Annotated in this window: 11 protein-coding genes; all 11 read left to right on the plus strand. The window is 36.4% G+C overall.

Annotated features, from left to right (window positions below):
* Positions 1-32: 32 nt before the first annotated feature.
* The 11 genes from G530_RS17615 (at position 33) to G530_RS0107015 (ending at position 12,855) form a co-directional block, all read left to right on the plus strand.
* Complete coding sequence (locus G530_RS17615; RefSeq protein ID WP_156888602.1) at positions 33-305, plus strand: hypothetical protein; 273 nt, start codon at positions 33-35, stop codon at positions 303-305.
* 118 nt (positions 306-423) lie between these two features.
* Complete coding sequence (locus G530_RS0106970; protein ID WP_026933841.1) at positions 424-3,201, plus strand: hypothetical protein; 2,778 nt, start codon at positions 424-426, stop codon at positions 3,199-3,201.
* A 558-nt stretch (positions 3,202-3,759) separates the two neighbouring features.
* Entirely contained in the window at positions 3,760-4,302 is a 543-nt protein-coding gene (locus G530_RS16635; RefSeq protein ID WP_035715980.1) for an NUMOD4 domain-containing protein, read from the plus strand.
* Between the two features lie 160 nt (positions 4,303-4,462).
* Positions 4,463-5,047: a restriction endonuclease subunit S gene (locus G530_RS0106980; protein ID WP_026933842.1), complete on the plus strand. Its 585-nt coding sequence runs from the start codon at positions 4,463-4,465 to the stop codon at positions 5,045-5,047.
* A gap of 207 nt (positions 5,048-5,254) precedes the next feature.
* On the plus strand, positions 5,255-5,479 hold the full coding sequence (locus G530_RS0106985; RefSeq protein WP_026933843.1) for a DUF2188 domain-containing protein: 225 nt from the start codon (positions 5,255-5,257) through the stop codon (positions 5,477-5,479).
* Between the two features lie 59 nt (positions 5,480-5,538).
* Positions 5,539-7,026: a type I restriction-modification system subunit M gene (locus G530_RS0106990; protein ID WP_026933844.1), complete on the plus strand. Its 1,488-nt coding sequence runs from the start codon at positions 5,539-5,541 to the stop codon at positions 7,024-7,026.
* A gap of 7 nt (positions 7,027-7,033) precedes the next feature.
* Positions 7,034-8,251 carry a restriction endonuclease subunit S gene (locus G530_RS0106995; protein WP_169514034.1) on the plus strand — a complete coding sequence of 406 codons (1,218 nt, stop codon included), beginning with the start codon at positions 7,034-7,036 and terminating at the stop codon, positions 8,249-8,251.
* The gene (locus G530_RS0107000; protein ID WP_026933846.1) at positions 8,226-8,552 is read left to right on the plus strand and encodes a hypothetical protein; all 327 of its coding nucleotides are present in this window, start codon (positions 8,226-8,228) and stop codon (positions 8,550-8,552) included. Before G530_RS0106995 ends, G530_RS0107000 begins: the two co-directional genes overlap by 26 nt.
* A gap of 5 nt (positions 8,553-8,557) precedes the next feature.
* Complete coding sequence (locus G530_RS0107005; protein WP_026933847.1) at positions 8,558-8,848, plus strand: hypothetical protein; 291 nt, start codon at positions 8,558-8,560, stop codon at positions 8,846-8,848.
* 54 nt (positions 8,849-8,902) lie between these two features.
* Positions 8,903-12,148, plus strand: coding sequence for a type I restriction endonuclease subunit R (locus G530_RS0107010; protein WP_026933848.1), 3,246 nt, complete (start codon positions 8,903-8,905; stop codon positions 12,146-12,148).
* Positions 12,148-12,855, plus strand: a complete 708-nt coding sequence (locus G530_RS0107015; RefSeq protein WP_035715982.1) for a M48 family metallopeptidase — start codon at positions 12,148-12,150, stop codon at positions 12,853-12,855. The genes G530_RS0107010 and G530_RS0107015 overlap by 1 nt, the downstream gene beginning before the upstream one ends.
* Positions 12,856-12,861: the final 6 nt, after the last annotated feature.

Below are 12,861 nucleotides of genomic sequence, written 5' to 3' on the forward strand. Positions count from 1 at the left end.
ACCATATATATATGTTATACAACATATAACAAATGAAACAAATTTCTAAAATGACCTTGGAGATTAAAGATGAAAGGAAATTTTCTAATCTCTTGGTTACACATAAGGAGCAATTACTTCTTTTAGTATCTCTTTGTGCAAAGACGGGGATAGTTGATAAACATCAATTGGTTCAAGAGTATTTATCGCAAACTCTACCCATACTTTCCCGCCAAGATAAAAGCTACTATGGCCGTATAAATCATAGAGTCCAAAGAAAAAAACATCTAATAGGACTTTACGAGCAATATTTGGTAGTGAAATAAAAGCAAAGGGGGCGAGGACCCCCAATGCCTGGGATGTGTAATATCCCAATTAATAAGGAAAAGGCATACCAACGCCTTTATGTCTACGCATATAAATAGTGGTTAATCATTTTTTAAAGTGATTACTAATGATGAAACTAAACGAATTGAATTTGCTGAAAAACATGCAAGTCAAAACCAGGAAATAAGAGAGCTTTTATATTCCTTTGACAATAACAAAGAACTAATCAAAAAAGGCACAGGCTTAGGGTTTACTCATGCTATGTGTAACTATGACCGAGGAAATCTAGTAATTCTTTCTCCGAATAACAGTATGATTTGGGATAAAGGGAAGGGTAAATATAATTGTGGGAAGTTTTTTTCGATAGGCGGGAGTGGACTACAGTATAAATTGGATGAACTTTTTGAATATCTAACTACAACTCCTAGACCCCTTCAAAATGCCGTTGTCAATTTAAATGCTGAATGGTTGATACAAGCCAAAGAAAATCAGGAATTATGGGAACTTCTAAGGAAGTTCAATGTTTTTATTGACGAATCTCATCAATACGTAGGGGATAGTAGCTATAGAAGTCCTCAAGGAGAGGCTTTAGAGCTAATATATAACGAATTCACGGGCCAAATAGTTAGAAGTACGGCAACACCAATCCCTTACGGATTTGATATTCCTAAGGACCTTAAATTTCAGCTAGTAGAAATTAGCCGTTCTGATATCGCTTTAAAAAGATTGGGTTATAGCGAGAACCTACATGATTACCAAACATTTATAAATTCTGAATTAGAGAAGGGGCGGTCAGTTTGTGTTTTTTCCAACAATAAAGATATACATACTTATATCCCACCTAACCTACAAGAGGATGAGATTGTAAATTTGGTGGGGGACAACCTTGCTATTAAATTATTACCCTACGATAGGGGTAATAAAGATGTTAAAAAACCGAGACTGCGAAATCTGAGTAGTGCTTTTTTTACAGGTTATGACATTGATGATAAATGCAGCGTTGTTGTTATCTCAGAGCAAAAAAGCCCCCACACTAAAATAAATATCAATGATTGTGTCCAGGCTTATGGAAGATGTCGACAGGGGGTATATGAGGCACTTTATATCAACGTGCCCGCTGATTATGATATTGAAGGAAAAAAAATTAATTGTTTCACATCGGAAGATGAGGTGCTAAATGAAATCGATAGGTATTTTTATAAAATTGAGCACGTAAAGGATGAAATTAATAGGTTTGGAGTTTACGATGTAAAATACGCCACCACAGAAGGTTATGTAAATAGAGGAGAGATTGGAAGTAGTACCCTCCAAGCGGTGCATGATTATTATCAGTTTAATGAGGATAAGAGAATTGAGCTATTCAAATCCTATAACTTCGAACTGTATGATTATGAGGGGAAGGAAAGAAATGACGAAAAGATTCCTAGACCAAAGATTGCCCAGCAACTCAAGAATCTTTACCAATCGAAAAATTATCTTTATTGGAAATATCTTACCATAAAGCAAAACCTTAGATATAAAAAGAAACCAGGTTTCACTCCTGCTCTGGGGCTTATGTATTTAAGTATTCATTTGATTAAGGAATTTAAGATTGAACCTTGTATAGAAATCTTGAATAAATCAAAAATGGAGCCTCTTCGCCTATACAGTACATTGGATAAGTGGCTCAGACTGAATTTCCCGATGGATTATCTCATTGAGCAACTTACCCCTAAACAAGTGGAGCAACTCAAGCCATATAGGGTAGTTCTGCCCCACAACTTGGATGACCAAATTGTAATAGATTGGCATATGTTTTTCGCAATGTATAGAGTTAGTGTAGGTAATTATGACCCTGAAATAAAACGTTATCTTAAAATAGCTGAAATGGCAGGGAATAAGAAGATTATCAAAAAATTTCACCACAACAAATCACATCGTATGACCTTAGCTCCAAGGGAGGTGGAAAAGGCTGTGAAAAATAAATACAAAAACGTTACCCAACAGGATAAAGACCTTATTAATAAGGTCCTTAAAAGGAGTTTCAAACGTATAGATGGCAAACAAGTGGAGCGGGAAGATATTGAAATCAAGGAGGAGCAAGTAGCCCAGGAAGGAAAATATACCAACATGGAGAAGGTTTCCATCCAACACAATAAGGTAATCAATTTACTTATTCAGCTACTGCATATGGGGGATGGCAAATATGCGAATGTACGTAAAGGTAACAGGGAATATGGAGCGATAACCGAAGTAGCGAAAAAATTAAGATGTCTGGTTCCATTAAAATTTATTGAATTCGATATGATTAGTGCAAATCCCCAGGCAATTGATTATTTATATGATACCACAATTGCTTTTCAGGTATATAAGAATATCATGAAGAATATGAGAGTAAGCAGAGAAGAAGCAAAAACCCTTTTCTCTACCTATTTAAATAATCACCGCTTTAGTAAGAAAAAAGCCCGTACCTTTTACAAGGATATTTGCAAATACCCTGATAGTAAAGCCTTAATGCTAGCAAAAGTAACTGCAGATGTGAAAAGGGGTACTTTTTTTGAAAAAATGACAGAAGTTGAGGATAATCTAATGAGCATGTTGGCCCAGCATTTAGAAATAAATTCTCTGAGATTTCATGATGCCTTAATTCTGCCTGCATGGGAATGTAAAGGTCAGGCCTTACCCGCATTATTTAATGGGTTTAGATTTGATATATCGTATTTTAATTGTAAAGATAACTTTCATTGTAAAACAGTAGAACTGGAAGGAGAAGAGCAGATGGAAATTGAGTTGAAATCACCAAAACCCATTGAAAGTGAACCTACTTTTAATGAATTAGTAATGAAGTTGGAAAGCAGGGATAAAAATCAATCATCTCTTGAGAGGATATTGAGTAATTACCAAAAAACTGGTTAGTACAGGTATGGTTTCAGATAGGTGTTACTTTAATAGATTTAAACCAAACCCATACCTTATGGAATTCACTATAAACCCCCATATTCATTGGGGTTTTGTGATTTATAGTTTTTTCAATTATGTGTGCACATTGCACACAATATTTGACTCCAGAATAACCAAAATCCAGAGGCTAAAGTTGATTATGAATTATTTCAATATGGAGGATTCATGCCATGGGAGGAAACCCCGTAAATAAAATTTTAAGTTAAAACACTCCATGATAATTAAATCTATGTTTTTTTTAAAAAATATTTTTCACCTAACCTGCATGTAATTTTTTGAAATACCCCCAGGGGGGTCCTCAGGACAAAGGATACCGCCAGGGAGCTGTAACCCCAGGGAGGGGGTAATAAGGGTCCACTTTTGAGTACCTGTATAACTGCCAGCGTCTTGTATCAATTCCTGTAGGACTTATATGTGAAGCTTAACCAAGAGAGGTGCAATTAACTATACGATGATGGATTAAACTTTACTTTTTTCGATTCTCCTCTATACTTATTTATAAATGATAAGTATATGAAAAATGAAAAATGGAAACCAATACAAGGCTATGAAGGGTATTATCAAGTGAGTAATAGAGGAAGAGTTAGAAGCTTGGGAAGAAGAATCACATGTCGGAACGGGAGAGTGAGGTCCGTGAAAGAAAGGATGTTGAAATTGTCCCCAAACAAAACCAACGGTTACATCAACGTTTGGTTGTGCAAAGATGGTGAAGTAAAAAGATTTACAGTCCATCGACTTGTAGCCATACATTTCATTGATAATCCCAAAAATCGGAATATCGTAAATCACATAAATGAAATTCGAACAGATAATGACGTTTTGAATCTGGAATGGGTAACCCATGCAGAGAATATGGCACATCGGGGAGCATTCCAAAGAGGGCGGCTTAAGGTAAGGAAGAAAATCTATCAATATACCCTTGATGGTATTCTGATAAATACCTACGGCTATGCTCAAGAGACTAAAGTTGATGGATTCAAACCAAATGGAGTTACCCAGGCCTGCCTAGGATATGCTAAAACCTACTATGGGTTTATTTGGAGCTATGGGCAATAGCTTCATCCACAGAGGAATTATGATGTATTGTAATAAGAATTCAGGGATACACCCTGGAGCAATGACTAAATCAACAATTTGTGTAAATCCGAAAGTTAATACAAAAATATTTTGCCATGAATCTAAAAGATTTTATCTTTGAATCCGAAACGATATACAAATGAAAAAATTTGAAGTCAAAAGAATTGGTGATATTGCCGATATACAATTTGGACCATATATAAAACCAGATATTGACGGTGATATTAGATATCTCCTGGCAAGTCATTTTGATGAGAATATAACTCCAATTGAGGTTAATGATAGTTTTGTAAAAGGTAATGAGAAGTTGAAAAAATTTATTCTTCAATCCAATGACGTAATCCTAGCTGGAAAGGGACATAGAACGTTTGCGTGGGCTAATGATGAATCAATGGGTCCAGTAATACCTTCTTCTTTATTTTATATTCTACGGGCTTCTACGGATGTAATAATTGGAAAATACCTGGCTGCTGTTCTAAACTCAGAAGTTTTACAACACCAGCTTGAAATCATCGGTGCTGGTGTAACAGTTACTTCTATACCTAAAAAAGAACTTCAAGAACTTGAGATTGCTGTACCACTGATAGAAGAGCAGAAGAAATTTTTAGAGGTATATAATCTTCTCGATAAGGATATAGAGCTTACAGATAAATTACTTAAAGCAAAACGAAACCTCAAACGTGGGGTTGTAAATGAATTACTAACCAATAAAACCAAAACCTGACCAAAAATAACAAAGCCTCAGGATTTAGTCAATCCAGAGGCCTTATTGGTATCGGAGTCATCAGCGGCTTGTCACCTAACTGATACTCACCGTTTCGCAAAACAAAAGTATACCAACTATAGTTACCAACCAAATCCTGGTAGCTTGACTCGGTAATAACATCCTACACCGTTATTAGATTGGATGCTTCATTAAAATTGATTAACTATGTCTAATTCAAGACACGTAATACCGAATTCCGATGGTGGCTGGGATTCAAAAAAAGGTGGTTCTGAAAGAGCTTCCAAACACTTTGACACCAAGAAAGATGCTGAAAAGTATAGTCGTGACCTATCCCGCAAGGAAGGTTCTGAGTTATTCATCCATGGTAAGGATGGTAAGATTCAGCGAAAGGATTCCCATGGAAATGATAAATTCCCACCAAGGGGCTAAAATTAGATTAACTAACATGAGGGGGTGTTAAGTCACCTCCTCTCAATCAAAATATTATTATGAGTGATAAATTAACACAAGATACTATTAACAAAAAGGTATGGAATGCCTGTGATACATTCCGAGGAACTATTGATGCTGGTCAGTATAAAGACTACATCCTAACCATGCTCTTTATAAAGTATATAACCGATGTGCACAAAGAGAAAAAGGAAGAGTATCTTAAGAAATACAATGGTGATGAGGTACGTGTGGAACGTGCGATGAAGCATGAACGATTCAAGGTGCCAGAGAATAGTTCTTTTGACTACCTCTATAAGCATAGGAATGAGTCGAATCTTGGTGAACTTATCAATATTGGATTAGAGGATTTAGAAGACGCTAACCGTTCTAAACTTGAGAAGGTATTTCGTAACATAGATTACAACTCTGAAGCTAATTTGGGTCAAACTAAAGACCGTAACAGACGTTTAAAGCATCTTTTAACTGATTTCTCTAGTCTGGACCTAAGACCTTCTAATTTGGCTGGAAATGACGTTATTGGGGATGCTTATGAATACCTTATTTCAAACTTTGCTTCTGATGCGGGTAAAAAGGCTGGTGAATTTTATACGGCATCGCAGGTGTCGGTTTTATTAGCCAAATTAGTCGAGCCAAAAGAAGGTGACCGTGTAGCAGACTGGACGTGTGGCTCAAGCTCGTTACTTCTGAAAGTTGCTAATGAAATAGGCTCCAAAAATGTTTCATTATATGGACAAGAAGTGAATGGAAGCACCTGGGCTCTTGCCAGGATGAATATGTTCTTACACGAGATGGATAATGCGACTATAGAATGGGGAGACTCAATAAATAACCCAAAGCTGCGTGAGGGAGATAACCTGATGAAGTTTGATACTATCGTCATGAACCCACCATTTTCGTTGGATAAGTGGGGAGCTGAAGATGCATCGGCTGACCGCTATAATAGATTCCATCGTGGTATCCCACCGAAAAGTAAAGGGGATTATGCTTTTATAACTCAAATGATTGAAACCCTAAATGAACATGGTCGTGGTGGTATTATTTTACCTCACGGTGTTTTATTCAGAGGAAGTTCTGAAGGTAAAATACGTAAACAACTTATAGAGGAGAACCTACTGAAAGCCGTAGTGGGTTTACCTGCCAACTTGTTCTTTGGAACAGGCATTCCTGCAACCATTCTCATCTTTGATAAGAACAAGGGTAAGAATACTGATGTGCTTTTTATTGATGCCAGTAACGAGTTTGAAAATGGGAAGAACCAGAACCGATTAAGAGATTCTGATATTGAAAACGTAGTTAAAACCTACCAGAACTGGGAAACTATTGACAAATACAGTTACGTTGCCAGCTTTGATGAGATTAAGGAGAATGATTTCAACCTGAATATCCCTCGCTATGTGGATACTTTTGAAGAGGAGGAGCCTGTGGATATAAAAAAAACCCAACAGGAAATATCTCGATTAAAGAATGAACTTTCAGAGGTAGAAAATACAATGTCTAATTACTTAATCGAATTAGGATATTAGTATGGAGATGCGTAAGACAAAACTTTCGAATCTATTGTCGAAAGGAAGGAAAATTACCTACGGAATAGTTCAACCTGGTCCTTATGACCCTAATGGAGTTGTAATGATAAGAAGTCAGGATTATTCAAAAGGGTGGAATGGTATAGAGACTCTTTACAAGGTAAGTATGACGGTAGACAAACCTTACCAACGTTCAAGAGTGCGACATAAGGATGTTTTATTGACTGTAGTAGGGGCTAATATTGGAAAAATTGAGGTATTACCTAAGAAACTGGACGGTGCAAATATTTCCCGTTCGGTTGCAAGAATCAGCTTAGATAAGGAGAAGTGTGAACCATTATACCTAAGTTACTATTTGAAAAATCAGATAGATAAACTAATACATATTAACCAAGTTGGTGGAGCGCAACCAGTTCTTAATTTAAAAGATTTAGGTAGGTTTCAAATTCTATTACCTTCAAAGTCAGAACAAGAAAAAATCGCAGAAATTCTCTTAACCTGGGACACGGCTATTGAAAAAACCCAAAAGCTTATTGACCAACTCCAATTTCGTAAAAAAGGTTTGATGCAGCAGTTGCTTTCTGCTAAAATTAGGTTGCCTGGGTTTAATGGAAAATGGGAAGAATATTCTTATAAATCAATATTAAAGGAAGTGAAAAGACCAATTACCTGGGATGACGAAGAACTGTACCAATTAATCAGTGTTAGAAGAAGGTCTGGTGGGCTATTTAAAAGAGAAAGTTTATTTGGGAAGGAGATTAAAACCAAAAATCTTAGGATTGCCAAGGAGGGAGATTTTTTAATTTCTAAAATGCAAATTGTTCATGGTGCCTCGGGTTTAGTCACTTCCAAATTTGACAATATGAAAATTTCAGGTTCATATTTAGCCTTAAGGGCGAAAAATGAAAACCAATTAGATATGAAATTTTTTAGTTGGCTTAGTAAATTGCCCAAATTCTACCATCAGACATACATTTCGAGTTATGGTGTTCACATTGAAAAAATGACTTTCAATTATAAATCCTTTCTGAAATTAAAAGTTGAATTGCCAAAACTGCAAGAGCAAGAAGCAATTGTTTCGGTTTTGGATGAAGCCGAAGAGGAAATAAGGCTTCAGAGTAATTATTTGAAATCTTTGAAGTCACAGAAAAAAGGATTAATGCAGGAGTTGTTAACTGGAAAAAAACGAGTAAAAATAGATGAGTATAGAAAGAAAACATATTAATGATATTGAAATTAAAGATATTATTGGGAGATGGGATGCTGAGCCCAATGACTTTATTGATAGAATTTTTATCCGTGAAACAGGTAATCTTGAAGTAATTCAAAAGTCGAGCGGATTGGTAGCTGAAGTCAGTTTGAACCAGCAAACCGATGTTGATTTACCCATACTGGAAATTTTGACTCTTAAAGGTGATAATACACACTTTGATGAAGATTCCTGGACCATATGGAGATATTCAGGTGACGAAATGGATATTGACTTTTCTGATGACCTGAGAATTACTTTCAACCTTATAAACTAAAACTAATGCAACAAGAATTTGACATATTAGATAATCTTACTAAAAACCAAAGAATTGAATTCGGAAGGGATATTCAGGAGGTTTATACTCTTTGTAAAAGCCAGTCAGGATTCCCAACGGGGTCTCGAAACAAAGCAACGGTAAACATGAATCTTTTGGGTGAAGTTTTCCTTAAAGTGACATTCGACTTCGAAAACGCACATACCGATAAAGTAAAGGGAAGGATTCTGGAGCTTTACAAATACAAAAATGAGAAGGAATATAGGATAGCTGTAGAGGAAGAAGTGAACAGCTAAAGTAAGTCTAGTCGGGTGCTGAATGCAGTACCCGATTCTAATAATCATTCCATTATGAAAACACCATCATTTTTAGAAGACCATATCTCCCAGATTCCAGCATTACAAATGTTGATTAATTTGGGCTATGATTATATATCACCAAAAAAAGCTTTATCCTGGCGTGGTGATAAAACTTCCCATGTACTTTTCGAAGATATTCTTCGGCAGCAATTGAAAAAGATTAATACCATACAGCGTAAGGGCAAGGAATATGAGTTTTCTGATTCCAATATTAGCTCAGCGATTCTGGCGATTAAAGATTTGCCTATTCAGGATGGATTTATTAATGCTAATGCCGCATTCTACGACTTGATTACACTGGGTAAAGCGTTTGAACAAAGTATTGATGGTGATAAGAAGAGTCATACTTTACATTTCGTGGATTGGAACAAACCTTCTAATAATGTGTACCACGTGACTGAGGAGTATGCTGTGGCCCGTGAAGGTAGAACCGACCATTACCGTCCTGATATTGTTCTGTTCGTTAACGGAATTCCAATGGGAATCATTGAATGTAAAAGTCCTTCTTTAAACAGTACTAAGTCTCCAACTGAGTTAGGAATAGAACAACACATTAGAAACTTCGGTAAAAAAGGTATTCGGTCATTATATGTGTACTCCAACCTACTTATGAGTCTCGCTGTTAATGATGGTAGTTATGCCACAACAGGAACCAGTAAAGAGTTCTGGGCAAAGTGGAAGGAACAATTTCCAAACAGTGAGTCCGAAAGTAATTATAAGTCAGAGTTAGGCAAGTTGAAGAATCAACCCTTAACCACTCAGCAAAAGGATGATTTATTTTCTGAAAAGTTCAAATATGTAAGAACCTACTTCGATAACCTGGAATCTGAAAAACGAAGCACTACTAAACAGGATGAATTGCTTTACTGTATTTGTAGGCCAGAGCGTTTCTTAGACCTTATCAGGAACTTCACCTTATACGATGATGGGATTAAAAAGATAGCACGTTATCAGCAATATTTTGCAGTTAATCATACTTTGAAAAGGGTTACTGGATTTGATAATAGTGGTAATAGACGTGGTGGCGTTATATGGCATACACAGGGCTCAGGAAAATCTTTAACCATGGTCATGTTGGCTCAGTTAATTGCTTCCAATGATAGAATATCGAATCCAAAGATACTACTGGTTACTGATAGGGTTGACCTTGATGACCAGATTTCGGATACATTTAAAAAATGTCAGAAGGAAGTTAAACAGGCCAGAACGGGTTCTCATTTAACTGAACTTATACATGATAATAGCGATGCTATAATCACTACCATAATAAACAAATTTGAGGCTGCGGTAAAGCAGACGAAGAAACCATTTGAATCACCTAATATTTTCATTCTTATTGATGAAGGTCATAGAACCCAATATGGTACTTTCAATGTTAGTATGGAACGAGTGTTTCCCAATGCTTGTTTTCTGGCATTTACGGGAACTCCATTGATGAAAAAGGAAAAGAGTACTGCTAACAAATTTGGTGGCTATATCGGCACTCCATATACGGTTAAAGATGCAGTTGAAGACGGTGCCGTAGTTCCTTTGCTCTATGAAGGTCGGCATAACTTAATTAAGTTAAATGAGGACCCTATAAACAGATATTTTGATAAGGTTTCAGAACCTCTGAGCGATTATGGTAAAGCTTCTTTAAAAAGGAAGTTCAATACTATCGACCAGTTAAATAAGGCTGAGCAGGTAATATATGCAAGGGCCTGGGATATCAGTGAACATTATACAGAGTTTTTCCAGACCAATGGAGACAAATACAAACCTAAAGCTCAACTTGTAGCCCCATCAGTCAAAGCAGCTTTACTGTATAAGGAATACCTGGATGACATCGATATGGTTTCCAGTGAGGTTATTGTAACACGTAGTGACCAGCGTGAAGGGGCTGATGACGGCTTCCACAACGTAAACCCAGATAAGGAACGTGAAGATAAGTACTTTGATGCAATGATGGATAAGTATGGTGACCTTGACACTTTCGAAAAAAGTGTTATTAGTCAGTTTAAGAAGCGTGAACATCCTGAAATTTTAATTGTGGTGATGAAACTCTTGACTGGTTTTGACGCTCCTAACAATACGGTACTTTATCTATGTAGGTCATTAAAGGAACATACTTTGCTCCAGGCGGTAGCGAGAGTAAATCGTGTTTTTCCAGGTAAAGATTATGGTTATATCATAGATTATTATGGTAACCTTGAGAACCTCGATAATGCTCTAAGCACGTATTCTGGTTTATCAGATTTCAATGAAGAAGAAATCGAAGGAACTCTGACTCAAATCAGTGAGGAGATTAAGAAGTTGCCTCAGGCTCATTCAGAACTTTGGGATATATTCAGAAGCCTGAAGGATAAAAATGTTGAACCAACTGTATACGAAGAGTTATTACAGCCAGACGATATCAGGAACAAGTTTTATGAAAAACTGAGTTACTTCTCCCGTGTTCTGAAGATGGCTTTATCTTCAATAGATTTTGTTCGCAACACTGATGAATCAAAGATTAATAAATATAAGGCTGATGCTAATTTCTTTTTAAAGTTACGGGTAGATGTAAAGCGAAGGTTTAATGATGAACTTTCTTATCGTGAGTTTGAACCCCAGATTCAGAAATTAATTAATAAACATATCTCTACTGAAGGAGATATTATGAAGGTAACTGAACTGGTTAACGTATTTGATAAAGAAGAACGCCAGGCTGAAATAGAAAAGATTACAGGTAAGGCAGCGCAAGCTGACCATATTGCAAGTAGGACTATTAAAGCTATCAACGTTAAGATGCAGGAAGACCCTGTTTACTATAAAAAGCTGGCAGACTTAATAAAGGAAACCATTGCTGAATACCATCAAAAACGTATCACTGAGGCTGAATTTCTGAAACGTACCAAAGAATATGAAGATAAGTTCTTTAATGGTCGTTCAGAAGATGCTCCAGAAGCTATAGCTGATAATGATGCTGCCATGGCATTTTATAACTTCAGTAAGTCAATTTATGATAATGGAACCCCTGAAGCCTTTCATATCGAATCCAGTGTTGCCACCGATAAGACCGTGAAAGACCACATCTATATTAACGACAAGAAAATGGTTGAGTGGCATAAGGATGATGATGTTGTCGGTAAAATCAATATCGCTTTGGGTGATGCATTATATGAGATTCTTCAGAAGTATGACATGGATACCAATTGGGATAAGATTGATAACCTAATTGAAGAGAACATCAAAGTTGCAATATTAAAGTATAAATAATGGTCAAAGAGAAAATTCAATACGGGAGTTCTACCATTGAGTATGACCTGGATTTTAGTGAACGAAAGACACTGGGAATAAAAGTTCATCCAGATAAAAGCGTTCAGGTTACCGCTCCTATAAATTCGGATGGGCAAGATGTAAAAGAAAAAGTGCTTTCAAAAGCGGCCTGGATACTAAAGCAACAGGATTTCTTCTTATTATTTCACCCTTTAACTCCACCACGTAAATACGTAAGTGGAGAAACACATTTGTATTTGGGTAAGCAATATCGATTAAAGTTAGTTGATTCCGATAAGGAGTCCGTAAAACTAAGTGCTGGATGGATTACAGTCTCTCTAAAGGATAAGTCGAAAAAAAGTCGTGTGAAACGTTTACTAAGGTCGTGGTACAAATCAAAAGCTGAGATTCACTTCAACCAACTATTTAAGGAGAAACTTCATGTCACTAATAGCTTGACTAACGAATCACCAACACTTAAATACCGTTGGATGGAAAAGCGTTGGGGAAGTTGTGACCGTAACGGTACCATACACCTCAACCTGGAACTTATTAAAGCCCCTAAGGTCTGTATTGAATATGTGATTATACATGAAATGTGTCACCTTGCTCACCTGAATCATAGCTCGGCATTTTATGGGTTGTTAGATAAGTTGTTTCCTGATTGGAGGGAAACTAAGGATAGGTTAGAAAATTTGATGGTATAATATTTA

It is taken from the genome of Christiangramia echinicola DSM 19838 (genome assembly GCF_000423065.1).
Lineage (GTDB): Bacteria > Bacteroidota > Bacteroidia > Flavobacteriales > Flavobacteriaceae > Christiangramia > Christiangramia echinicola.

Bases quoted from the DNA above. Each gene is read 5' to 3' on its own strand.
- G530_RS17615 (WP_156888602.1), top strand. From the start codon at position 33: ATGAAACAAATTTCTAAAATGACCTTGGAGATTAAAGATGAAAGGAAA.
- G530_RS16635 (WP_035715980.1), top strand. From the start codon at position 3,760: ATGAAAAATGAAAAATGGAAACCAATACAAGGCTATGAAGGGTATTAT.
- G530_RS0106980 (WP_026933842.1), top strand. From the start codon at position 4,463: ATGAAAAAATTTGAAGTCAAAAGAATTGGTGATATTGCCGATATACAA.
- G530_RS0106985 (WP_026933843.1), top strand. From the start codon at position 5,255: ATGTCTAATTCAAGACACGTAATACCGAATTCCGATGGTGGCTGGGAT.
- G530_RS0106990 (WP_026933844.1), top strand. From the start codon at position 5,539: ATGAGTGATAAATTAACACAAGATACTATTAACAAAAAGGTATGGAAT.
- G530_RS0106995 (WP_169514034.1), top strand. From the start codon at position 7,034: ATGCGTAAGACAAAACTTTCGAATCTATTGTCGAAAGGAAGGAAAATT.
- G530_RS0107000 (WP_026933846.1), top strand. From the start codon at position 8,226: ATGAGTATAGAAAGAAAACATATTAATGATATTGAAATTAAAGATATT.
- G530_RS0107005 (WP_026933847.1), top strand. From the start codon at position 8,558: ATGCAACAAGAATTTGACATATTAGATAATCTTACTAAAAACCAAAGA.
- G530_RS0107010 (WP_026933848.1), top strand. From the start codon at position 8,903: ATGAAAACACCATCATTTTTAGAAGACCATATCTCCCAGATTCCAGCA.
- G530_RS0107015 (WP_035715982.1), top strand. From the start codon at position 12,148: ATGGTCAAAGAGAAAATTCAATACGGGAGTTCTACCATTGAGTATGAC.